General features: G+C 71.4%; 22 protein-coding genes. 20 read left to right on the top strand and 2 right to left on the bottom strand.

Annotated elements, in window-relative coordinates:
* The first annotated feature begins 65 nt into the window (after positions 1 to 65).
* The 6 genes from lysA (at position 66) to rho (ending at position 8,603) form a co-directional block, all read left to right on the top strand.
* Positions 66 to 1,457, top strand: coding sequence for a diaminopimelate decarboxylase (lysA, locus tag ACFQRF_RS03960; protein ID WP_379868857.1), 1,392 nt, complete (start codon positions 66 to 68; stop codon positions 1,455 to 1,457).
* Between the two features lie 117 nt (positions 1,458 to 1,574).
* A complete protein-coding gene (locus tag ACFQRF_RS03965) occupies positions 1,575 to 2,867 on the top strand; it encodes a homoserine dehydrogenase (protein WP_379868859.1) in 1,293 nt (430 codons plus the stop codon).
* Between the two features lie 104 nt (positions 2,868 to 2,971).
* Complete coding sequence (locus ACFQRF_RS03970) at positions 2,972 to 3,868, top strand: 3-methyladenine DNA glycosylase (RefSeq protein WP_379869041.1); 897 nt, start codon at positions 2,972 to 2,974, stop codon at positions 3,866 to 3,868.
* 201 nt (positions 3,869 to 4,069) lie between these two features.
* Complete coding sequence (gene thrC, locus ACFQRF_RS03975) at positions 4,070 to 5,134, top strand: threonine synthase (protein WP_379868861.1); 1,065 nt, start codon at positions 4,070 to 4,072, stop codon at positions 5,132 to 5,134.
* A 34-nt stretch (positions 5,135 to 5,168) separates the two neighbouring features.
* Positions 5,169 to 6,152, top strand: a complete 984-nt coding sequence (gene thrB, locus ACFQRF_RS03980) for a homoserine kinase (RefSeq protein ID WP_379868862.1) — start codon at positions 5,169 to 5,171, stop codon at positions 6,150 to 6,152.
* Between the two features lie 435 nt (positions 6,153 to 6,587).
* A complete protein-coding gene (gene rho / locus ACFQRF_RS03985; RefSeq protein WP_379868864.1) occupies positions 6,588 to 8,603 on the top strand; it encodes a transcription termination factor Rho in 2,016 nt (671 codons plus the stop codon).
* A gap of 161 nt (positions 8,604 to 8,764) precedes the next feature.
* On the opposite strand, the gene ACFQRF_RS03990 is transcribed toward rho, so the two are convergent.
* The gene (locus ACFQRF_RS03990) at positions 8,765 to 9,148 is read right to left on the bottom strand and encodes a PIN domain-containing protein (protein ID WP_379868866.1); all 384 of its coding nucleotides are present in this window, start codon (positions 9,146 to 9,148) and stop codon (positions 8,765 to 8,767) included.
* Complete coding sequence (locus ACFQRF_RS03995) at positions 9,145 to 9,423, bottom strand: hypothetical protein (RefSeq protein WP_379868867.1); 279 nt, start codon at positions 9,421 to 9,423, stop codon at positions 9,145 to 9,147. Before ACFQRF_RS03995 ends, ACFQRF_RS03990 begins: the two co-directional genes overlap by 4 nt.
* Positions 9,424 to 9,716: 293 nt before the next feature.
* Between ACFQRF_RS03995 and ACFQRF_RS04000 the strand changes: the two genes are divergently transcribed.
* From ACFQRF_RS04000 to ACFQRF_RS04065, 14 genes are all read left to right on the top strand, one after another.
* Positions 9,717 to 11,507 (top strand): L-lactate permease, encoded by a 1,791-nt coding sequence (locus tag ACFQRF_RS04000; protein WP_379868869.1) that lies wholly within the window; start codon positions 9,717 to 9,719, stop codon positions 11,505 to 11,507.
* A gap of 262 nt (positions 11,508 to 11,769) precedes the next feature.
* Positions 11,770 to 13,059, top strand: a complete 1,290-nt coding sequence (locus ACFQRF_RS04005) for a serine hydrolase domain-containing protein (RefSeq protein ID WP_379868871.1) — start codon at positions 11,770 to 11,772, stop codon at positions 13,057 to 13,059.
* Positions 13,060 to 13,236: 177 nt separating this feature from the next.
* On the top strand, positions 13,237 to 13,446 hold the full coding sequence (gene rpmE, locus ACFQRF_RS04010) for a 50S ribosomal protein L31 (protein WP_379868873.1): 210 nt from the start codon (positions 13,237 to 13,239) through the stop codon (positions 13,444 to 13,446).
* Positions 13,447 to 13,593: 147 nt separating this feature from the next.
* Positions 13,594 to 14,661, top strand: a complete 1,068-nt coding sequence (prfA, locus tag ACFQRF_RS04015) for a peptide chain release factor 1 (protein ID WP_379868874.1) — start codon at positions 13,594 to 13,596, stop codon at positions 14,659 to 14,661.
* A complete protein-coding gene (prmC, locus tag ACFQRF_RS04020; protein WP_379868876.1) occupies positions 14,658 to 15,515 on the top strand; it encodes a peptide chain release factor N(5)-glutamine methyltransferase in 858 nt (285 codons plus the stop codon). Before prfA ends, prmC begins: the two co-directional genes overlap by 4 nt.
* 165 nt (positions 15,516 to 15,680) lie before the next feature.
* A complete protein-coding gene (locus ACFQRF_RS04025; protein WP_379868877.1) occupies positions 15,681 to 16,481 on the top strand; it encodes an L-threonylcarbamoyladenylate synthase in 801 nt (266 codons plus the stop codon).
* Positions 16,482 to 16,751: 270 nt separating this feature from the next.
* Positions 16,752 to 17,378 (top strand): hypothetical protein, encoded by a 627-nt coding sequence (locus ACFQRF_RS04030; protein ID WP_379868878.1) that lies wholly within the window; start codon positions 16,752 to 16,754, stop codon positions 17,376 to 17,378.
* Between the two features lie 188 nt (positions 17,379 to 17,566).
* A complete protein-coding gene (locus ACFQRF_RS04035) occupies positions 17,567 to 18,748 on the top strand; it encodes a glycosyltransferase family 4 protein (protein ID WP_379868880.1) in 1,182 nt (393 codons plus the stop codon).
* A gap of 223 nt (positions 18,749 to 18,971) precedes the next feature.
* Positions 18,972 to 19,430: a hypothetical protein gene (locus ACFQRF_RS04040; protein WP_379868881.1), complete on the top strand. Its 459-nt coding sequence runs from the start codon at positions 18,972 to 18,974 to the stop codon at positions 19,428 to 19,430.
* Positions 19,431 to 19,517: 87 nt separating this feature from the next.
* Positions 19,518 to 19,736: an AtpZ/AtpI family protein gene (locus ACFQRF_RS04045; RefSeq protein WP_379868883.1), complete on the top strand. Its 219-nt coding sequence runs from the start codon at positions 19,518 to 19,520 to the stop codon at positions 19,734 to 19,736.
* A 94-nt stretch (positions 19,737 to 19,830) separates the two neighbouring features.
* Positions 19,831 to 20,694, top strand: a complete 864-nt coding sequence (gene atpB / locus ACFQRF_RS04050; RefSeq protein WP_379868885.1) for a F0F1 ATP synthase subunit A — start codon at positions 19,831 to 19,833, stop codon at positions 20,692 to 20,694.
* A gap of 110 nt (positions 20,695 to 20,804) precedes the next feature.
* Positions 20,805 to 21,014, top strand: coding sequence for an ATP synthase F0 subunit C (gene atpE, locus ACFQRF_RS04055; RefSeq protein WP_181874303.1), 210 nt, complete (start codon positions 20,805 to 20,807; stop codon positions 21,012 to 21,014).
* Between the two features lie 59 nt (positions 21,015 to 21,073).
* On the top strand, positions 21,074 to 21,610 hold the full coding sequence (locus tag ACFQRF_RS04060) for a F0F1 ATP synthase subunit B (protein ID WP_379869043.1): 537 nt from the start codon (positions 21,074 to 21,076) through the stop codon (positions 21,608 to 21,610).
* Positions 21,610 to 22,419 carry a F0F1 ATP synthase subunit delta gene (locus tag ACFQRF_RS04065; RefSeq protein WP_379868886.1) on the top strand — a complete coding sequence of 270 codons (810 nt, stop codon included), beginning with the start codon at positions 21,610 to 21,612 and terminating at the stop codon, positions 22,417 to 22,419. The genes ACFQRF_RS04060 and ACFQRF_RS04065 overlap by 1 nt, the downstream gene beginning before the upstream one ends.
* Positions 22,420 to 22,467 lie beyond the last annotated feature (48 nt).

A 22,467-nucleotide genomic window follows, 5' to 3' on the forward strand; every position in this document is an offset into this window, starting at 1 on the left:
GCCACCACACACCCCGCGCCGCCCTCGGCCGGCGCGGCCCGCCGACCGACCGAGAGTGTGCGCTCATGAGCCGTTACGCCCACCCCGCCGGCCCGCGTCACGCCGACGTGCTGCCGGAGGAGCACCCGCCGATCCCCCCGCACGACCTCACCGAGCTCGACCCCGCGGTGTGGCCGCGCTCGGCCGCGCGCGCCGACGGGGAGCTGACGGTCGGCGGCGTGCGCGTGACCGAGCTGGCCCGCGAGTACGGCACGCCGCTGTTCGTGCTGGACGAGGCCGACTTCCGGGCCCGCGCCCGGGAGTACCGCTCCGCCTTCGGCGACGCCGACGCCGACGTCTATTACGCGGGCAAGGCGCTCCTCACCAAGGCGGTCGCGCGCTGGGTGCACGAGGAGGGCCTGAAGCTGGACGTATGCAGCGGCGGGGAGCTCGCCGTGGCGCTCGCCGCGGGCGTGCCGCCCGAGAGCATCGGACTGCACGGCAACAACAAGTCGCCGGCCGAACTCGTCCGCGCCGTCGAGGCGGGGGTCGGCCGGATCATCGTGGACTCCTTCCAGGAGCTCGACCGCCTGGCGGAGATCGCCGCCGAGCGCGGCCGGGTCGCCGACATCCTCATCCGGGTCACCACCGGCGTCGAGGCGCACACGCACGAGTTCGTCGCCACCGCCCACGACGACCAGAAGTTCGGCCTGGCGCTGAGCAGCGGCGCCGCGGCCGAGGCGGTCCGGCGCGCGCTGGACTCCGCCCACCTCAACCTGGTGGGCCTGCACTCGCACATCGGGTCGCAGATCTTCGACACCGCCGGTTTCGAGGTGGCCGCCCGCCGCCTCGCCGAGTTCCTCACCGCGATCCACACCGAGCACGGAGCCGTCCTGCCAGAGCTCGACCTCGGGGGCGGTCTCGGCATCGCCTACGTCACGGGCGACCGCCCGCTGGAGCCGAAGGTCATCGCCGACCGGCTCCTCGGCATCGTGCGGCGGGAGTGCGAGGCGCACGGTCTTCCCATGCCGCGCATCGCCGTCGAACCCGGCCGCGCCATCGCGGGTCCGTGCGGGGTCACCGTGTACGAGGTCGGCACCATCAAGGACGTCGAGGGGCTGCGCAGCTACGTCAGCGTCGACGGCGGCATGAGCGACAACATCCGCACCGCGCTGTACGGCGCCGACTACACGTGCGTGCTCGCCTCGCGCGCCAGCGACACCGAGCCCACCCTGTCCCGCCTGGTCGGCAAGCACTGCGAGAGCGGCGACGTCCTGGTCCGCGACCTCTACCTCCCCGGCGACCTGCGGCCCGGCGACCTGCTCGCCGTCGCCGCCACCGGCGCTTACTGCCACTCCATGGCCAGTAACTACAACCACGTGGCCCGGCCGGCCGTGGTCGCGGTGCGCGACGGCGCGGCCCGCACCCTCATCCGCCGGGAGACCGAGGAGGACCTGCTGCGCCGGGACGTAGGCTGACCCTGGCCGTCATCCAGGTCGTCCGGGCCCCCGGGCACCGGGCGCGCGCGTCCACGGCGTCGCCGGGGGCGGGCACACGGAGCGAAGTACGAGCGAAGAAGTGGGAGTCACCCCCTGATGGCACTCAAGGTGGCGCTGCTGGGCTGCGGAGTCGTCGGCTCGGAAGTGGTGCGGCTGATCAACGACCAGTCCACCGAACTCGCGGCGCGGGTCGGAACGTCCCTGGAGATCGGAGGCATCGCGGTGCGCCGGCTCGGGCGCGCCCGTGACACGGGTGTGGACCCGGCGCTGTTCACCACCGACGCCATGACCCTGGCGACCCGCCCCGACATCGACCTGGTGGTCGAGGTGATCGGCGGCATCGAACCCGCCCGCTCGCTGATCCTCGCCGCGATCAAGAGCGGCAAGTCCGTGGTGACCGCGAACAAGGCGCTGCTGGCCGAGGACGGCGCGGCCATCCACGCCGCCGCCCGGGACGCCGGCGTCGACGTCTACTACGAGGCGAGCGTCGCCGGCGCCATCCCGCTGCTGCGCCCGCTGCGCGACTCCCTCGCCGGCGATCGGGTGCACCGGGTGCTGGGCATCGTCAACGGCACCACGAACTACATCCTCGACCGCATGGACAGCCTGGGCGCCGGGTTCGCCGAGTCCCTGGAGGAGGCGCAGTCCCTCGGCTACGCCGAGGCCGACCCCACCGCCGACGTCGAGGGCTTCGACGCCGCGGCCAAGGCCGCGATCCTCGCCCGCCTGGCCTTCCACACCCAGGTGACCGCGGCCGACGTGCACCGCGAGGGCATCACCGAGGTGACCGCCGCCGACATCGCCAGCGCCAAGGCCATGGGCTGCGTCGTCAAGCTGCTGGCCATCTGCCAGCGCTCCGCCGACGGCTCCTCCGTGGGCGTGCGCGTGCACCCGGTCATGCTGCCCCGCGAGCATCCGCTCGCCACCGTCACCGAGGCGTACAACGCCGTCTTCGTGGAGGCCGAGTCCGCCGGGCGGCTGATGTTCTACGGCGCCGGCGCCGGCGGGGCACCCACCGCGAGCGCGGTGCTCGGCGACGTCGTGGCGGTGGCCCGCAACCGGCTGGCCGGCACCCACGTCGCCGAGGGAGCGCACGACACCGGCCTGCCCGTTCACCCGATGGGCGAGACCGTCACCCGCTACCACGTGGCGCTCGACGTCGACGACCGCCCCGGCGTGCTCGCCCGGGTCGCCGACGTCTTCGCCGGGCACGGGGTCTCCATCAAGAACGTCCGCCAGGAGGGCTCGGGAGAGGACGCCCAGCTGGTCCTGGTCAGCCACCGCGCCCCCGACGCCGCGCTCGCGCGGACGGTGGCGGACCTGCGCGACCTCGACATGGTGCGCGCGGTGGCCAGCGTGATGCGGGTCGAGGCGTTCGGGCACGGCTGACGTGCGGCGGGAACGGATGGACCTCTCCCGTGGCGAGTGAAGGTAAGGGCGAGGTGCGGGACGGCGCCGCCGCGAGCCGCGGCGGCTCCGAGGACCACGTCACGGTGCTGGACCAGGACGAGTGGCGGCCGCTGCGCGACGCCCACGAACGGCGGGTCGACGCGCTCACCGAGCCGTACCTGCGCCGCCGCGAGCGCGGCGTCCGCCACCCGGTCGAGGACTTCCTGTTCGAGTACTACAGCCACCGCCCGGCCCGGCTGCGCCGCTGGCACCCGGGCGCCGGCACGGTGCTGCTCGGCCCCGAGGCGGCCGAGCGCGCCGGCTGGCGGTGGCACCGCACGGTGCCCGCCACCGGCCGCGGCGGAGCAGAGGCCACCGGCGTCACCTTGGACGTCCCGGCGTTCCTGGCCGACCGTGGCCGCACCGTCGAGTTCGTCGCGGAACTGCTCACGGCTACGGCCGGGCGGACCGGGCATTTCGGCTGCTTCGGCCTGCATGAGTGGGCCATGGTCTACCGGCTGCCGCCCGAGGAGGTGCGGCACGCGGCGCTGCCGCTGCGCCTGGGGGCGGCCGGAACCGACGCCGTGGTCGAGGCGCACCAGATCCGCTGCTCGCACTTCGACGCCTACCGGTTCTTCACCCCACCGGCCCGGCCCCGCAACCAGTTGCGGCCCGAACGGTCCCGGCAGGCCGAGCTGGAGCAGCCCGGCTGCCTGCACGCCAACATGGACCTCTACAAGTGGGCCTACAAACTCGAACCCGCCGTGCCCGGCGATCTCGTGGCCGACTGCTTCGAACTCGCCCGCGACGTCCGCGTCCTCGATATGCGCGCATCGCCGTACGACCTGAGCGGGTACGGCCACCCGCCGGTCCGCATCGAGACCCCCGAGGGCAAGGCCGAGTACGTCGCCGCGCAACGGGGGTTCGCCCAGCGTGCCCGGCCGCTGCGCGAACGGCTGCTCGCCGTTTGCCGCCGGCTGCTGGCCACCGCGGGCCGCTGACCCGCCGTGCCGGGGCCGTACCCGGACGCGGACGCGGAACCGGTCGCGCGTCGGCGTAGACTGAGGGAGCGAATCCGCAGGTCTTCATCGTCGCTTCCGGCAGCCGTCCCTCGGCTGCCCGCCTCCGCGCCCGGGCCGGGGCACCGGAACCGTCCCCATGACAGACCCCGCAGTTTGGAACACCGCCTTTCGGAGGACCCTGTGCGTACGCCTCGTTCCTGGCGTGGAGTGATCGACGAGTACCGCGATCGGCTCCCCGTCACGGACACGACCCCCGCCGTCACCCTGCTGGAGGGCGGGACCCCACTGGTTCCGGCGCCCCGGGTGTCGCAGCTGACGGGCTGCGAGGTCCTTCTCAAGGTCGAGGGGCTCAACCCCACCGGTTCCTTCAAGGACCGCGGCATGACCATGGCCATCACCAAGGCGGCCGAGGACGGCGCCAAGGCCGTCATCTGCGCCTCCACCGGCAACACCAGCGCCAGCGCCGCCGCCTACGCCGTGCGCGCCGGCATGACCTGCGCGGTGCTCGTCCCCCGCGGCAAGATCGCCATGGGCAAGCTCGCGCAGGCGCTCGTGCACGGCGCCCGCCTGCTCCAGGTCGACGGCAACTTCGACGACTGCCTCGAACTCGCCCGCAAGCTCTCGGTCGACTACCCCGTCGCGCTGGTCAACTCGGTGAACCCCTACCGGCTGCAGGGGCAGAAGACCGCGGCCTTCGAGATCGTGGACACCCTCGGCGACGCCCCCGACGTGCACTGCCTGCCCGTCGGCAACGCCGGCAACATCTCCGCCTACTGGATGGGGTACAAGGAGTACGCCGCCGACGGCATCGCCACGCGCACCCCGCGGATGTTCGGCTTCCAGGCCAGCGGCGCGGCGCCGATCGTCAACGGCGAGCCGGTCGCCCAGCCCCGCACCATCGCCACCGCGATCCGGATCGGCAACCCCGCCTCCTGGCAGCTGGCCGAGCGCGCCCGTGACGAGTCGCAGGGCCGCATCGACGCCGTCACCGACCGCAAGATCCTCTCCGCCTACCGCATGCTCGCGGCCGAGGAGGGCGTGTTCGTCGAGCTCGCCTCGGCGGCCAGCGTCGCCGGTCTGCTCCAGGCCGTCGAGGCCGGACAGATCGAGCGCGGCAGCCGGGTCGTCTGCACGGTCACCGGCAACGGCCTGAAGGACCCCGACTGGGCCCTCGCCGGCGCCTCCTCCGCGACCACCGTCCCGGTCGACGCCCACGCGGCGGCCACCGCACTCGACCTGGCCTGACCCCCGCACCCGCCTGACACCGGAGCACCCTGCCATGCCACAGCCGCGCCGCTCGGAGGTGCGCGTCCGCACCCCGGCGACCAGCGCGAACCTCGGTCCCGGGTTCGACGCCCTCGGGCTGGCCCTGGCGCTGCACGACGAGGTGACCGTGCGCCTCCGCGACGACGACCGCGTCACGGTCCGCGTCGAGGGGGAGGGCGCCGGGGAGGTCCCCACGGACGCCTCGCACCTCGTCGTCCGCGCCCTGCACACCGCCTTCGAGGCGGCCGGTGAATCGCCGCCTGGCCTCGACCTGCACTGCCGCAACCACATCCCGCACGGCCGCGGCCTCGGCTCCTCGGCGTCGGCCATCGTCGCCGGCGTCACCGCGGCAGAGGCGCTGCTCGGCGCCGCGCCGGCCGACGGCTTCGACCGCGACCGGGTGTTCCGGCTGGCGGCCGACATCGAGGGGCACCCCGACAACGTGGCGCCCTGCGTCTACGGCGGTTTCACGGTGGCCTGGCGCGACGCCGAGGCGTGGCGTGCGCTGTCGATGGCGCCGTCCGCGCGGCTGCTCCCGGTGGCCTGCGTCCCCGACCAGCGGCTGTCGACGGAGCGCGCCCGCGGCCTGCTGCCGGCGGCCGTTCCGCACGCCGACGCCGCGTTCACCGCGGGCCGTGCGGCGCTGCTGGTCGCGGCGGTGACCGCGCGCCCGGAGTTACTGCTGACGGCCACCGAGGACCGGCTGCACCAGCCCTACCGCGGCGCCGCCATGCCGGCCAGCATCGGCCTCGTGCGCGACCTCCGGGAACGTGACGGAGTCGCCGCGGTGATATCGGGCGCCGGCCCCACGGTGCTGGCGCTCGGTTACGCGCCGGAGCCGGGCTCACCAGGGCCGGAAGCGGCCGCGTCGCCGGATCTCCCGCAAATCAGTGGGGAGCTGGCGGATTCAATTGGCAACCGAACGGGTACTGGTTGGCACATACGCCCCTTAAGAATCGATCCGGCAGGGGTATGTATCAGTTCTCCCCGTTCATAGACTTGTGTCGAGGAATAGCTGTGGGCTCCGGTGATGTTAGGCTAGGTGAGGCACCAGATGCCCCAATGCGGGGCGTGTGCTCATCCGCCGCAGTGTCTTCCGCGCCTTCCGCACAAGTGGTCTCTTCCACGCGCGCGCTGTGCACGGCCGGCACTGTGTCGAGTTCACGGCGCGCCCGTGGCTCTGCCCAGTTCACTTCAATCCCGCATTCCGTACACAGGAACGACAGGATGATCCGCGGGCAGCACCAGCGAGCCCGACGCCCCGACGTCTGGTTGTACCCAGAGCCCGCCGCGATTGGGTAGAGAACCGCCGTTCGACGGTTCTCGGCAGCAACGTGGGGCACGCCCGACCCGGCCCCTGCCGGTTCGCACCACCGGGCTGGCCGTTCGACCATGATGACGGCATCAGCCCGCTCCTTGGGAAGGACCCTTAGTGAGCGACACGACCGAACTCCACACGGACGCGGCGGTCAGCACGCAGAACACGACCGTGTCCGGTGAGGCCGGCGACGCCGCGCCCCCAGCCGGCAAGAGCGCGCCTACCCGGACCCGGAGCCGCTCCGGCGGCACCGGACTGGCCGCCCTGAAGCTGACCGAGCTTCAGCGTCTGGCGTCGAGTCTCGGTATCACGGGTACGGGGCGCATGCGTAAGAACGACATCATCTCCGCCATCGAGGCCAAGCAGGGCGGCCCGATCGACGCGCCGCGGTCCGCCAAATCGGCGAAGTCCGCCGATGTCGCAGGCGCAGCCGGTAAGGTCGACGCCACCGACGGTTCGTCCTCGGGCCGGCGTTCCGTCCGGAAGACCTCGGCGAAGAACGGCGAGGCCGTCGGGAGCGCGACCGAGGGCGAGGCTCCGGCCGCCACCGAGGCCCCCACCGCGCCGAGCGAGGGGGTGGCGGAGCAGGCCGAACGCTCCGACCGGCCCACGCGCGGCCGTCGGTCGTCCCGCAGGCGCGGGGACGAGTCCGGCGAACAGCAGCCGCCGACCGACGGCACCGATTCCTCTACCTCCGCGAGCAGCGTGACCAAGACATCCAACACTTCGCAGACCAGCGGCGCCGAGTCCGGCCAGAACGGGCAGGGCGGCCGGGAGCGGCAGCGTAACCGCCGTAACCGGGACGAGCGCCGCACCAACCGCGACGACAGCACCGGTACCGACCAGCAGCCGCAGGGCGGCGGTCAGGGCCGCAACAAGCAGGACGACGACGATGACTTCGGCGGCGGACGCCGGCGCGGCCGGCGGCGCGACCGCCGGGACCGTCGCGGCGGCCGTGACCGGCAGGACGCCGAGCCGGTGATCAACGACGACGACGTCCTGCTGCCGGTGGCCGGCATCCTGGACATCCTCGACAACTACGCCTTCGTGCGCACCACGGGCTACCTGCCCGGCGCCAACGACGTCTACGTGTCGCTGGCCCAGGTGCGCAAGAACGGGCTGCGCAAGGGCGACGCCATCACCGGCGCGGTCCGCCAGCCCCGCGAGGGCGAGCGCAGGGAGAAGTTCAACGCCCTGGTCCGGCTCGACACCATCAACGGCATGGCGCCCGAGCAGGCCCGGCACCGCCCGGAGTTCTCCAAGCTCGTCCCGCTGTACCCGCAGGAGCGGCTGCGGCTGGAGAGCGAGCCGAACATCCTGACCACCCGGATCATCGACCTGATCGCGCCCATCGGCAAGGGCCAGCGCGGCCTCATCGTCTCGCCGCCCAAGGCCGGCAAGACCATGGTGCTGCAGGCCATCGCCAACGCGATCACCGAGAACAACCCCGAGTGCCACCTCATGGTCGTCCTCGTCGACGAGCGGCCGGAAGAGGTCACCGACATGCAGCGCACGGTCAAGGGCGAGGTCATCCACTCGACCTTCGACCGTCCGGCCGAGGACCACACCACCGTCGCCGAGCTGGCCATCGAGCGGGCCAAGCGGCTGGTGGAGATGGGCTTGGACGTCGTGGTGCTGCTCGACTCCATCACCCGGCTCGGCCGCGCCTACAACCTGTCGGCCCCGGCGAGCGGGCGCATCCTGTCCGGTGGTGTCGACTCCACCGCGCTGTACCCCCCGAAGCGGTTCTTCGGCGCGGCGCGCAACATCGAGAACGGCGGCTCGCTGACGATACTCGCCACCGCCCTGGTCGAGACCGGCTCCCGGATGGACGAGGTCATCTTCGAGGAGTTCAAGGGCACCGGCAACATGGAGCTCAAGCTCAACCGCCAGCTCGCCGACAAGCGCATCTTCCCGGCGGTCGACGTCGTCGCCTCCAGCACCCGGAAGGAGGAGATCCTGCTGTCCGGCGAGGAGCTGAGCATCATCTGGAAGCTCCGCCGGGTGCTGCACGCGCTCGACACCCAGCAGGCGCTGGAGCTGCTGCTGGACAAGATGAAGGAGAGCAAGAGCAACACCGAGTTCCTGCTCCAGGTGCAGCAGACGACGGTGGGTCCGAACGACCGCTGATCCAGGTCGTGATCGGGGTCCGTTGCCCTTCCCACGGGGGAAGGGCAACGGACCCGCATTTTTTTCGCGCTCCGCCGCCACGGGGTAGCACCGGCGGCGATAATGCAGGAGGCGTCCCTCCCCACCTTCACTGGGGAGGGACGCCTCGGCGCTCCCGGTGATCAGACCTCTTGGATCCTGATGTCCGGATGGAGCTTGCGGAGGTCGTGCGGATCGGACGTGAGCACCGGCCAGCGGGTCTCGAACGCCAGCAGAGTGACGTGAGCGTCGACGATGTCACTGGTTCCGGAGTCGCGCAGCATGTGCCCGATGAGCCGTGCGCCCTTGCCGTCGATCGACACGACCTCGACGTTGCGGAGTTTCAGCAACCAGCCGATCCGTGCCTGGTTCGGTTCGGCGCGCCACACCTGGGCGACGACACCGGCCGACACCAGCAGCCGATCTCCCATGCGGCGCGACCGATCCAAGAACCGTACCCACTCGGAGCGGCCCTTCTCGATCGCGATGAGAACGCCGGAGTCGAGAACGTATCCGTGTGCGCTCACGCGACGCCCCGCCTCTGCGCCTCGATCGCTTCGGAGTGGCGCCGCCAGACCTCGTCCCGGGCGAGCAATTCCTGGTAGCGATCCTCCTCCTCGGCCGTCGTCCGTGCCATCACCTCCGCGACGAAGTCCGCCCACAAGCGCTCGCCTTCACGCTCTTCGAGGTGGCGAGTCAGGACTTCGGAGACCCAGCCTGAGACGCTCTCGTCTCCGGCCGCCTCCTTGATCTTCTCCATGAGTTCCTCCTGGATACTGACAGTCAGTCGCTTGATCGCCATGCGGACAGCATAACTTGTTATGTGCCAAGGTCACTACCGCTTTCTGTGCCGCGTGGCCCAGCGACGCGATCACCATAGCGGCGCGGCGGCCACTCCGCACCGCGACCAATTGGGCGCAACGCGTGAAGAGTGGTGAAGTCGGGCGCGATTTACTGTTTACGGCGCAGTCCGAATCTGGATTTCCGGGCGTGAATGTGCCCTGAGTCACGATCACGGCTTTACGTCGCCCCCGTCACCGGTTTACCTTTCAACCAGTAACCAGCCGTGCACTCCAACCCCCAGGAGGCCGCCGGATGGACAACCTCGCGCTGCTCAGCCTGGTCGCGCTGGCGCCGATCCTCGTCGTGGGAGTGCTGCTCGTCGGGCTGCGCTGGCCGGCGAAGTACGCCATGCCGGTCGGCTACCTCGTCGTCGTGGCGGTGGCCGCGCTGGTCTGGCGGGTCGACTGGGTGGTGATCGCCGCGTCGACCCTGCAGGGGCTCATCCTCGCGGGCGGGCTGCTGTACATCATCTTCGGCGCCCTGCTGCTGCTCGCCACGCTCACCAAGAGCGGCGCGATCCAGACCATCCGGGCGACCTTCACCGGAATCAGCCCGGACCGGCGGGTGCAGGCGGTCATCATCGGATGGCTGTTCGGCGGCTTCATCGAGGGCGCCTCCGGGTTCGGCACACCGGCGGCCGTCGTCGCCCCGCTGCTCCTCGCGCTCGGGTTCCCCGCCATGGCCGCGGTGATGGTCGGGCTCGTCATCCAGAGCACCCCGGTGAGCTTCGGCGCGGTCGGCACCCCGATCCTCGTGGGCGTGGCCGGCGGCCTCGAAGGGGCGCCGGAGGCAGCCGCGCGGGCCGCCGAGCTGGGCCTTACCACCCCCGGACTGGTGGCCGAGATCGGCCTGCAGACCGTGCTGCTGCACGCGGTGTGCGGCACGCTCGTCCCGGTCTTCCTGTGCTGCATGTTGTGCGGCTACTACGGCGGACCGGGTGGGGTCGCGGCGGGGCTGCGCGTCTGGCCGTTCGCGCTGTTCTCCGCCTTCGCGCTGACCGTTCCCTCGGTCCTGTACAACGCCTTCCTCGGGGTGGAGTTCACCTCCCTGCTCGGCGGCCTCACCGGCCTGCTCATCGTGGTGGCCGCCGCCCGCCGAGGATTCCTGCTGCCCCGGACCACGTGGGACTTCCCGCCGCGGGAACAGTGGCCCGCACGGTGGAGCGGCTCCCTCGACCCGGGGCCGGGCGACGAGGCCGCCGGGGAGGACGCCCGCAGGATCGGGTTGCTGCGCGCCTGGACGCCCTACCTCGCCGTCGCCGCACTGCTGGTGCTCACCCGGACCGTCCCGCCGGTCACCGACGCGCTGACCGCCGTGCGGGTCGGCGCCGACGACATCTTCGGCACCTCGATCGGCGAGGCGGTCCAGCCGCTGTACTCGCCGGGCGGCGTCTTCATCCTGGTGAGCCTGGCGACGTTCGCCCTGCACCGGATGGGCCGCCGGCGGATCGCCGCGTCATGGCGGATGGCCGGCGGCCAGATCGCCGGGGCCGCGGTGGCGCTGCTGTTCGCGGTGCCGCTGGTGCGCGTCTTCATCAACAGCGGAGCGGAGTTCGGGGCCACCGACCTTGCCAGCATGCCGCTCACCCTCGCCGAGGGCGCGGCGTCGCTCGCCGGGGGCGCCTGGCCGGTGTTCGCGCCGTGGATCGGCGCGCTGGGGGCGTTCGTCGCGGGCAGCAACACCGTGTCCAACCTGATGTTCGCGCTCTTCCAGTTCGCCACCGGCGAGCGGATCGGGGTGCCGCCGGAGACCATCGTGGCCGCCCAGGCGGTCGGTGGCGCCGCCGGGAACATGATCACGGTGCACAACGTCGTGGCCGCCTCCGCCGTGGTCGGGCTGGCCGGGCGGGAGGGCGACATGATCCGGCAGACGCTGATCCCGCTCGGCTACTACCTGCTGCTCGCCGGCGCGGTGACCTACCTGGCCGTCTACGGGGTGGGCGCCAACCTCGGCGCGGCCCTGCTGCTGGGCGTGCTCGCGGTCCTCGGCGGGGCCGCGGTCATGGTGCGCCGCGCCGGACGGGCCGCGGAAAAGGCCGCCTAATTCCCGTCAGACCCCCGTTTCACACCTCCGCTGCTTCGTGAAACTGGTCACGCTGTTCGGGCCGGTGATGGCGCCCGTCACCGGTCCCGCCGGGCGTCCGCCCGGCGCGGGCGCGCGCGACGACCCCCGTGGGCAGCGACGGCGCTCCTTCTACGCCCGCTTGCACACCGTCGCCCCGGCCCCGCGATCCCCCCGTCCCGGACGGATCGGGCGGCTCCGGAGTGTTCGCCAAATCAGGGGTTCCGTGCTTCGATTCCTGGCGATGGTCAGTAAACGCGGGGCCGTAGTCGCGGGCGTGGTCGCGGCGGCCGCCGGACTGGCGATCCTGACGCCCGCCCTCCACCCGCTGGAGTGGATCGAGCCCGGATCCGCCTCAGAAGCCACGCAATCGCCCGCCCCCAGGGAGGAGCCCCCGCCGCCGCCCCGGATCTCCCCGTCCGAGCGCGTCCGGCTGCAACGGGCGCTCAACGAGGTGGTCGCGGAAGGCTCCAGCGGTACGGTCGCCGAACTCGTCGAGACCAACGCGGGCGGTAGCGACACCTGGAACGGCGTGGCCGGTGTCGCCGACCGCACCACCGGGCAGCCCGTCGACCCCGGCGCGCACTTCCGGATCGCCAGCCTGTCCAAGCCGTTCGCCGCGGCGGCGCTCCTTCAGCTCGTCGGTGAGGGCAGGGCCGGGCTGGACGACACCGTGGAGCAGCACCTGCCCGGCGTCGTCGAGGGCGGCGACGCCATCACGCTGCGCATGCTGATGAGCCACACCAGCGGGGTGTTCAGCTTCAACCGGGCCATGCCGAGCGTGCTCGGCGACCGTGACCGGGTGTGGCGTCCCGAGGAACTGGTGGAGGTCGCCAACGCCGAGCGTCCGGTCTTCGAGCCGGGCACCGATGTCGCCTATTCCAACACCAACTACGTGCTGGTCGCGATGGTCATCGAGGCGATCACCGGGCAGCCCTACGACGAGGTGATCCGCGGGCGCATCCTGGAACCGCTCGAACTGTCGGACACCTACATCCCGCGCGACTCCGCGATGCCGGAGCCCGTCATGCACGCCTACCTGGCGGTGCGCCCCTACCCCGGCGCCCCGCACGAGCCGGTCGACATCACCGAGTTCAACCCCACCCGCTGGTACGGCACCGCGCAGCTCGTCTCCACCGTCAGCGACGTCAACCGGTTCTACTCGGCGCTGTTCGGTGGACAGGTCCTCGACGACGCGATGCTCGCCGAAATGCTCGACATCCAGGCGACCGACGACGACGGGTACGGCTACGGACTCGGCCCCCGGCACTACACCCTGTCCTGCGGGGAAGAGGTGTGGATGCACTCCGGCAACATCCCCGGGTACCGCAACTGGACGGTGCACAGCGAGACGCGGCACTTCACGATGTTCCAGGCCCGCTACGTCGCCAACCCCGACCCTCCGGCGTGGAGCGTCATCGAGACCGCGATGTGCCCCCAGGGCGGCGCGCGGCCGGAGCCGACGCCCAGCGACTTCCCCAGCGAGCAGGTCACCGGACCGGAGCAGCAACAGGGGTCCGGGTCGGCCGGGTGAACCCGCGCGGCCGGGACCGGGGCGCGCGGGAATACCGGCTGGACACGGGAGGTTTCAAGGTCTGGCAAACTGGTATATCGAACCGCCGCGGTACCGGTTCGCGCATGCCCGAACACAGCAGCCACGCTCATCGTGCTGCGCGTGCGTCCGGCGACCGCCACTAGCGAGGAGATCCACGTGAAAGCCGACATCCACCCCGAGTACGTCGTCACCACGGTGACCTGCACCTGCGGCAACACCTTCGTCACCCGCAGCACCGCCACGAGCGGTTCCATCCGCGCCGACGTGTGCTCGGCCTGCCACCCGTTCTACACGGGCAAGCAGAAGATCCTGGACACCGGCGGCCGGGTCGCCCGCTTCGAGAGCCGTTACGGCAAGCGCAAGTAGCGTCCTGCCCGTGGCGGCGCCGGCCCGGACACGCACGTGTCCGCGGCCGGCGCCGTGGCACTAGGCGGTGACCAGGGACGTGCGGCGCCGCCGCGCGCCCGCTCGGCGAGCCGGGCGAACCGACGCTATCGACGGGACTGACGAGAAGTGAAGCTGGACGACCTTCTGGGCGAGTACTACGAACTTGAGCAGCGGCTCGCCGACCCCACCGTGCACGCCGACGCCTCGCTGGCCCGCAGACTGGCGCGCAGGTACTCCCAGCTCACCCCCGTCATCGCCGCCTACCGTGAGCTGCGGCAGGTCGAAAGCGACATCGAGGCGGCCGAGGAACTCGCCGCCGAGGACTCGTCGTTCGCCGAGGAGGCCAAGCAACTGGCCGTCCAGCGCGACGAGCTGGTCGAGCGGCTGCGCCGGCTGCTCATCCCGCGCGACCCCAATGACGACAAGGACGTCATCCTGGAGGTCAAGGCGGGCGAGGGCGGCGAGGAGTCCGCGCTGTTCGCCGGCGACCTGGTGCGCATGTACCTGCGCTACGCCGAGCGCCAGGGCTGGAAGAGCGAGGTCATCGACGCCACCCACTCCGACCTGGGCGGCTACAAGGACATCACCATCGCCTTCAAGGCCAAGGCGGGTGCCGAGCCCGGCCAGGGCGTCTGGACGCAGCTCAAGTTCGAGGGCGGCGTGCACCGCGTGCAGCGGGTGCCGGTCACCGAGTCGCAGGGCCGCATCCACACCTCCGCCGCCGGTGTCCTCGTGGTGCCCGAGGCGGAGGAGGTCGACGTCGAGATCCACGAGAACGACCTGCGCATCGACGTGTTCCGCTCCTCCGGGCCGGGCGGCCAGAGCGTCAACACCACCGACTCCGCCGTCCGCATCACCCACCTGCCCACCGGCATCGTGGTGTCCTGCCAGAACGAGAAGAGCCAGCTGCAGAACAAGGAGCAGGCGCTGCGCATCCTGCGGTCCCGGCTGCTGGCCGAGGCCCAGGCGGCGGCCGACGCCGAGGCACAGGCCGAGCGCAAGAGCCAGGTGCGCACCGTCGACCGCTCCGAGCGGGTCCGGACCTACAATTTCCCGGAGAACCGCATCTCCGACCACCGCGTCGGTTACAAGGCCTACAACCTCGACCAGGTCCTCGACGGCGACCTGAGCGGCGTCCTGCACGCCCTGATCGAGGCGGACACCAAGGAAAGGCTGGAGCAGGCGTCGCAATGAACTTCCTGCTCGACGAGGTCGCGCGGGCCACGCTTCGGTTGGCCGAGGCGGGGGTCGCGTCGCCGCGTGCGGACGCCGAGGAACTGGCGGCGTACGTGCACGGCGTTCGTCGAGGGGAGCTGCACAATGTCGCCGACGGCGACTTCGACGCGCTGTACTGGGAGTGCGTCGCCCGCCGTGCGGCCCGCGAGCCACTGCAGCACATCACCGGGCGCGCCTACTTCCGCTACCTGGAGCTGCGCGTCGGGCCCGGCGTCTTCGTCCCGCGGCCCGAGACCGAGATCATGGTCGGCTGGGCCATCGACACGTTGCGGGCCATGGACGTCGCCGACCCGCTCGTCGTCGACCTGGGGACCGGCTCCGGCGCCATCGCCATCTCCATCGCCCAGGAGGTGCCGCGCTCCCGCGTGCACGCGGTCGAGCTGGACCCGGAGGCGCTCGCCTGGGCGTGCCGCAACATCGAGGCGAGCGGCCACGCCGACCGGGTGACCGCGCACCACGGCGACATGCGCACGGCCCTGCCGGCGCTCAGCGGCCGGGTGGACCTGCTCATCAGCAACCCGCCCTATGTCCCCACCCAGGACGCCGACCGGATTCCGCCCGAGGTCCGCAACTTCGACCCCGCTCCGGCGCTGTGGTCCGGTGACGACGGGCTGGACATGATCCGGGAGCTGGAACACGTCGGCCGCCGGCTGCTGCGCCCCGGCGGCGCCATGGCGATCGAGCACGGGGACGGCCAGGGCATCGACATCCCGCGGCTGTTCCCCGAGGAGCTGGGCTGGCGCGACGTGCGCAACCGTAAGGACCTCGCGCACCGCGACCGCTTCGTCGTCATGCGCCGGGCCGACGACTAGGGTGCCGTTCGGACGTTCCCGGAGACCATGGGGCGCCCCCGTCCGGGGCAGGGGAACCGGAGAGACCTGAAGGCCCGGAGGACTCCGGACCCGCAGAACGCGGCGCGTGCCGGCCGCAGGCCGCGGCGTCCGCGCGCAACGACCAGCCAGGAGGAGTGAGTTCGCGTGAGCCGCAGTTACGACTGTGCCGACGACGAGGAGCGCACGAAGGGCATCGCCGACGCCGCGTCCACGGTGCGCCGCGGTGAGCTCGTCGTGCTGCCGACCGACACCGTCTACGGGATCGGGGCCGACGCCTTCAGCCCGGCCGCGGTGGCCGGGCTGCTCGGCGCCAAGGGCCGGGGGCGGGACATGCCGCCGCCGGTCCTGGTCGGGTCGGTGCGCGCCGCGCACGCCCTCATCGACGACCTCGGAACCCGCGGCCAGGACCTGATCGAGGAGTTCTGGCCCGGTCCGCTCACGATCGTCTGCACGGCCACCCCCAGCCTGTCCTGGGACCTCGGCGACACCAAGGGCACGGTGGCGGTCCGGATGCCGATGCACCCGGTCGCCCTGGAACTGCTCAAGGAGGTCGGCCCGATGGCGGTGAGCAGCGCCAACCTGTCGGGCAGCCCGGCCGCGACGACCGCGGCGCAGGCCGCCGAGCAGCTCGGCGACCGGATCGCCGTCTACCTCGACGGCGGACCGTGCGCCGACTCCGTTCCGTCGACCATCATCGACCTCACCTACGCGGTGCCGCGCGTGCTGCGTGCCGGCGCCATCTCGATCGACCGGCTGCGCGCGGTGTGCGGCACGGTGATCGGGCTGTCCAAGAAGCCGGCCGCCCAGCCGGAGGCGACGCCCGCCACGGAGGCGGAACCGGCGGCGGAGACCGGGGACGGCGGGTCCGCCGCGGCTCCCGCCGCCGCGGGAACCGCCGAACCCGCCCGCGACGTCGAAGAGCGGAAGAAGCCGGAAGACGGGTGACCGGCGCCGCCGCCCGCGTCGGCGTGCGGTCCTCCGGCGGTGGCCGGAGTGCGGGCTCCGTGACGGTGAACGGAGCCGCATGCCGCCGCCCGGTTCGGTACCGACGTTGCGAGGCGGTGGACGGTGGAGAGAGGGGAGACGCCCGCCCGGGACCACCCGGAAGGGGCCGCCGGAGGGCGGCGGCCGGTCCCGGCGGACCGTGCCCTGGCGCGGACGCCCGCGCGGAGTGACCGCGGACCGTGGCCGCGCGCCCGTCCTTTCGCGTGGCCGGTGCCGCTGGCCGTTCCGGCCCTCCTCGCCGCACTGGCCTCCGTGGCCGGTTGCGGCCTCGCCGCCGACCCGCCGGCCGGCTCCGTCGCCGAAGCCGTGCCGGAGCGGTTGCGGCCCGACGAGCCGCTACCCGACGGCGTCACCATCGTCGCCGAGGCGCCGCCCGAGACCGCGGAAGTGGACGGGGTGGTCTACGACTACCGGGGCGCGGTACGCGCCGTCCTGAACCTGCACGCGGCCCTCCTACGGGGCGAGTACACCGGGGGAGCGGACACCTCGGCGCTGGACCGGACCCACGAGGGGAGCCCAGCCGCGGACCATGTGCGCGAACGGCTGGCCGCCGCCCCGGACGGTCCGGCACCGGCCGGCGGTTACGTGTTGTACGGTTTCGAGGTCGGCGGTTACGCTCCGGACCTGCTGCAGGTGGACGCCTGCCTGGACCGGGGCCGGGCGCCGGCCTCCGGCGCCCCGGCCACCGGCGGCCGGGGTGAGAGCTCCGGGCCCGGCCCCGGCGACGTCCTCTGGGTGGGGCACACCATGCGCCCGGACGACGCCGGTGCGTGGCGGGCCGCCGTGGTGGAGGCCATCCCCGTGGGGAACGATCCCGGGCATCACTGCGCCCGGTGACCGGCCGGCCGGCGACCGTGTCGCGTGTCCGTGGATGTGCGCACCGTGCGCGATTCCGCTCCCGCCATTCGCGGATCACGCGGAAAACGACGGTGGAGTAGTGCTAGCGTCGTTCCCATCCTCAGCTCCGTCCCGTGCCGGCGCGTTCGATCGGCGCGGAAGTTCCATGGAAGGCTCCTGGAAAAGCCGTGCGTGAGTACGCGCTGACGTTCATCATCGCCGTGGCGGTCACCTACCTGCTGACCCCCTTCGTGCGGCGGGCCGCGATCGCCTTCGGTGCGGTGCCCCCGGTCCGCGACCGGGACGTGCACACCGAACCCATCCCGCGGCTCGGCGGTGTCGCCATGTACGGCGGGTTCGCGGCCGCGCTGCTCATCTCCGCGCAGCTGCCGCATCTCCAGCAGGTCTTCCTCGGCCCCACGTGGCGCGGGCTGCTGGTGGCCGGCGGGCTCATCACGATCATCGGCATCATCGATGATCGCTGGGGCATGGGCCCCATCCCCAAGCTGGCCGGCCAGATCGCCGCCGCCGGCATCCTGGTGGCGCAGGGGGTGCAGCTCCTCTGGCTGCCGCTGCCGGGCACCACGCTGCTGCTCGGCCGGGAGCTGGGGACCGTCCTGTCGGTGCTGTTGATCGTGGTCACGATCAACGCGGTGAACTTCGCCGACGGCCTGGACGGGCTGGCCGCGGGGATCGTCGCCATCTCGGCCTTCGCGTTCTTCGCCTACTACTACGTGGTGGCCGTGGATCGCGGCTTCGACCGGCAGTCGTATCCGGCGATGATCGCCATCATCCTGGCCGGGGTCTGCGTGGGCTTCCTGTTCCACAATTTCAACCCGGCCCGGGTGTTCATGGGCGATACCGGGTCGATGCTGATCGGCCTGCTGCTGGCCTCCATCACCATCACGGTGACCGGCCAGTTCGACGCCAACGCCTCGCGTGACTTCAACGCCGGCGGCCTGGTGGTCTTCCTGCCGATCCTGCTGCCGCTGCTGGTGCTCGCGCTGCCCCTCGCCGACCTGGTGCTCGCCGTGGTGCGGCGCACGCTCGCGGGCAAGTCGCCGTTCGCCCCCGACAAGAAGCACCTGCACCACCGGCTGCTGGAGCTGGGCCACTCCCACGCCCGGGCGGTGCTGCTGATGTACCTCTGGGCGGCCATCATCGCCTTCGCGTCGGTGGCGCTGTCGATCTTCAACGCACCCTTCACCGTGCTGACGGTGACCGTCATGGTCGCGATCTGCGCGGTGGGCCTCATCACGCTGCCGCGGCTGCGCCGCCGCCGCGAACCGGCCCGGGCGGGCGCCGCCAGGGCGGGGAACACGGGAAGCGACACGGGGGAGGTCGGTACCGACCACACGCCCGCCGCCTGACGGTCGCGCCGCCCGGCGAGGCGCCGCGGATTCGCTCGGGGTTCACCCGTGGATGCCGCCGATCTGCGGTGACATAACCGACATCGATTACCAAAACCGCTGCTGTTGGGGCAGTTCACCCCCGGGGTAAGGCCGGCATAAAGGCCACCCTGGATCGGGTCCAAAAATCCTTGTGATAGCTTTCACGAGCAGGCACCCCATCGAACAGCACCGGAGCTTCTTCATGCAGGAACACGACGCCCGGATCCTCCGCGGCGCCGCGATTCCGACCGCCGTCGTCGGCGCCATCGCATCGGTCATCGCATTCGCCATGGCCGGTCTGCACGGGCTCACGGGCGCGGTTGTGGGCACGGTTCTGGTCATCGTCTTCTTCGCCGTATCCGCGATCGTCCTGGCGTGGGTCGGCAAGAACTGGCCACCGCTGGTCCTCATGGCCGGCCTGGCCACCTACACCGTCAAGGTCGTGGTCCTGGGCATCGTGCTGATCTTCTTCGGAGGGACCACGGTGTTCGACGGGAACGCGTTCGCCCTCACCGCCGCCGTTTGCGTCGTCACCTGGCTCACCGGCCACTCCATCGGCAGCATGAAGGTCCGTCGGCTCTATGTCGAACCCGCCGAGTCCCCGGCCGCGGAGCACGGGACCGAGGCGGAGCGGACCGGTACCGTCGAGGATCGACGGTGACCCGGCGAGCTGTGCCGTTCCCCGCCGCGGAGGCGGTCCGGGGTGATGTGCGAACGGTGTTCACTTACTGCTATCTTCCGGAGCGAGATGAACGATCGTCCGGGCGCCGACCAGGAACCGCAGTCGCGCGCCGATGGAATGACGGTCGTCTCGTACCTGCTGGGAGGGCTGGCCGTCTGGGGCGGCGCGGGCTGGTTGGCGGACTGGGCGCTCGGGTTCGAGACGCCGGTGTTCCTGCCCATCGGCCTGATCCTGGGGCTGGCCGGCGCGATCTATCTGATCGTCACCCAGTACGTCCGGTCCTGACCGTCAAAACCGGTGCCGTGCGGCTCCCGCGTGAGCGGCGCGCCACCGCCCAATACATCGAGGATTGAGTTGCGTCACGACGAAAGGGTTCGCCGTGAGTGCTGACGTGCGCACTGTGGTGGCCGCCGCGGCGGACGGCTGCGAGGACCCGCATATCTTCAACGACTTCGGATGCGGCTTCGAGGCCCCCACCACAAGCCTCTTCTTCCCGACGCCGTGGCTCGACTTCGGCCTTCCGGCCACCTCCGGAATCACGAAGTACACGGCGCTGCTGGTCGTGTCGGTACTCGTGGTCATCGGCTTCTGGCTGTTCACCACGCGGCGGGCGAAGGTCGTCCCCGGCCGTGGGCAGAGCATGGCCGAGATGCTGGTCGTCTTCATCCGCGACCAGATGGTCCGCCCCGGCATGGGTAAGCGCGGCGACGCCTACCTGCCGCTCATGGTCACCCTGTTCATGTTCATCCTGACGATGAACGTCATGGGCATCATTCCGGGCGCCCAGCTCCCGGTGACGAGCAACCTCGCCTTCCCGGCGGTGCTCTCGCTCAGCATCTACCTGCTGTGGAACTACATCGGCATCCGCGAACACGGCTTCGCGGGGCACTTCAAGGGCAAGCTGGTTCCGGCCGGCGCCCCCGGCTGGATCCTGCCGGTCCTGGTGCCGATCGAGTTCATCTCCAACTTCGTCTTCCGTCCGGTGACGCACGCGGTCCGGCTCTTCGCGACGATGTTCGCCGGCCACATGCTGCTCGCCGTGTTCGCCGCGGCCGGGTTCTACCTGTTCAACCCGGACGCCGGTGGCATCCTCAGCGTCGTCTCGGTGGGCTACTCCGGCATGGCGCTGGTCGGCTTCCTGGTGTTCACCGCCTTCGAGCTGTTCATCATGGGCCTGCAGGCCTATGTGTTCGTCCTACTGGCCTCCTTCTACATCGGTGAGGCCATCGAGGGTGCGCACTGACCCGTCGGTCGCACCCCCTGTTGACCCCAGTCCGGTAATTCACGTCAGTTCGGCGGCACCAATCGGCCCGTCGGCGCGTTTGATGTCAAAAAAGTAAAGGATCAATCGAAATGACCGGTACCCTCGCCACCATCGGTTACGGCCTCGCCTGCATCGGCCCCGGCATCGGCGTCGGCATCATCTTCGGTCTCGGTGTGCAGGCCATCGCCCGTCAGCCCGAAGCCCGCGGCATCCTGCAGGGTCAGATGATCCTCGGTATGGCCGTCATCGAGGCGCTCGCCATCCTCGGCTTCGTTCTCGCCTTCATCCAGGCGGGTTGATCGGGCCGGATCCGACCATTCGGAAGTAGTACGAGCGCGAAGGGATGCCAGCCGTGATCATGGCAGCCGAGCAGGAGAACATCCTGCGAATTCACTGGGATGAATTCACCTTCGGCCTCATCGCCTTCCTCATCATCCTCGGCGTCGTCACCAAGATGTGGCCGCGGCTGACGAAGGCGCTGGACGAGCGTGCCAACCAGATCGAGGGTGGCATCGAGCGTGCGAAGAAGGCCGAGGCCGAGGCCGAGGAGATTCGCCAGCAGTACCGCGAGAAGCTCGACGAGGCGCACCGCGAGTACGCCCGGGAGCTGGAGAAGGCCAAGGAGCAGCGCGCCGCCATCATCGCGGAGGCGCGTGAGGAGGCCCAGGTCGAGGCCCGCCGCATCCTGGACGCGGCGCACGCCCAGATCGAGGCCGACCGCCAGCAGGCCCTGGTCCAGCTGCGGAACGAGATCGGGGGGCTGTCCACCGACCTCGCCAGCCGCATCGTCGGGGAGACGCTGGGCGACAGCGCCGCGCAGAGCCGCGTCATCGACCGGTTCCTCGCGGAACTGGAGCAGGCTGAGGGCGCGCAGCAGCAAGCCGAGGTGCGCTGATGCGGGGTGTCAGCCGAACGTCGCTGGACGAGGTGACGCGTCGTCTCGACGCCATCCTGCCCTCGGCCAACGCCGCCACGCTGGGACACGAACTCTTCGAGGTCGTGGCACTCCTGGAGCAGGAGCACTCCCTGCGCCGGTGGCTGGCCGACCAGGCCAACGCGCCCGAGAGCAAGTCCGGGCTCGTCGGCCACCTCCTGGAGTCGAAGGTGTCGCCGGCCACGGTCCTCGTGGTCAGCGACATCGTCCAGGCCAAGTGGTCGAGTGGCCGCGACCTCGTCGACGCCACCGAGCGGACGGCCGTCTTCGCGACGGTCGCCACCGCCGAGAGCGCCCAGCGCCTCGGTGAGCTGGAGGACGACCTGTTCCGGTTCGGCCGGATCGTCGCCGCCGAGCCGGAGCTGCGTGCCGCCCTCACCACCGAGGGCGTCGCCGTGGAGCACAAGCGGACCCTGGTGGAGAACCTGCTCTCGGGCAAGGTCGACGCCGCCACGTTGTGCCTCGTCACCGAAGCGGTGACGCGGCCGCGGGGACGTACCCTGGAACAGGGTCTGGACCACTTCGGTCACCTGGTCGCCGAGCGCGCCAAGCGGTACGTCGCCGTGGTGCGCACGGCCGTGCCGCTGACCGAGGCCCAGCAGACGCGGCTGGAGGCCGTGCTGACCCGGGTGTACGGGCGGGCCATCCACCTGAACATCGACATCGCGCCTGAGGTCGTGGGTGGGCTCTCCATCCGCGTGGGCGACGAGGTCATCGACGGCACCGTCGCCGGGCGGATCGCAGAGGTCCGGCGGCGCCTGGCCGGCTGACGCGACGAACCACGCAACCGCAAGACGCACGGCGCCGGGGAACGCGGC

The sequence above is a fragment of the Marinactinospora rubrisoli genome, from assembly GCF_042664915.1.
Taxonomy (GTDB): domain Bacteria; phylum Actinomycetota; class Actinomycetes; order Streptosporangiales; family Streptosporangiaceae; genus Marinitenerispora; species Marinitenerispora rubrisoli.

What these genes read in the sequence shown, in the direction of transcription:
- lysA (WP_379868857.1), top strand. Translation starts at nt 66, where the DNA reads ATGAGCCGTTACGCCCACCCCGCCGGCCCGCGTCACGCCGACGTGCTG.
- ACFQRF_RS03965 (WP_379868859.1), top strand. Translation starts at nt 1,575, where the DNA reads ATGGCACTCAAGGTGGCGCTGCTGGGCTGCGGAGTCGTCGGCTCGGAA.
- thrB (WP_379868862.1), top strand. Translation starts at nt 5,169, where the DNA reads ATGCCACAGCCGCGCCGCTCGGAGGTGCGCGTCCGCACCCCGGCGACC.
- ACFQRF_RS03995 (WP_379868867.1), bottom strand. Translation starts at nt 9,423, where the DNA reads ATGGCGATCAAGCGACTGACTGTCAGTATCCAGGAGGAACTCATGGAG.
- ACFQRF_RS04000 (WP_379868869.1), top strand. Translation starts at nt 9,717, where the DNA reads ATGGACAACCTCGCGCTGCTCAGCCTGGTCGCGCTGGCGCCGATCCTC.
- ACFQRF_RS04005 (WP_379868871.1), top strand. Translation starts at nt 11,770, where the DNA reads ATGGTCAGTAAACGCGGGGCCGTAGTCGCGGGCGTGGTCGCGGCGGCC.
- prmC (WP_379868876.1), top strand. Translation starts at nt 14,658, where the DNA reads ATGAACTTCCTGCTCGACGAGGTCGCGCGGGCCACGCTTCGGTTGGCC.
- ACFQRF_RS04040 (WP_379868881.1), top strand. Translation starts at nt 18,972, where the DNA reads ATGCAGGAACACGACGCCCGGATCCTCCGCGGCGCCGCGATTCCGACC.
- ACFQRF_RS04045 (WP_379868883.1), top strand. Translation starts at nt 19,518, where the DNA reads ATGAACGATCGTCCGGGCGCCGACCAGGAACCGCAGTCGCGCGCCGAT.
- atpE (WP_181874303.1), top strand. Translation starts at nt 20,805, where the DNA reads ATGACCGGTACCCTCGCCACCATCGGTTACGGCCTCGCCTGCATCGGC.
- ACFQRF_RS04060 (WP_379869043.1), top strand. Translation starts at nt 21,074, where the DNA reads ATGGCAGCCGAGCAGGAGAACATCCTGCGAATTCACTGGGATGAATTC.
- ACFQRF_RS04065 (WP_379868886.1), top strand. Translation starts at nt 21,610, where the DNA reads ATGCGGGGTGTCAGCCGAACGTCGCTGGACGAGGTGACGCGTCGTCTC.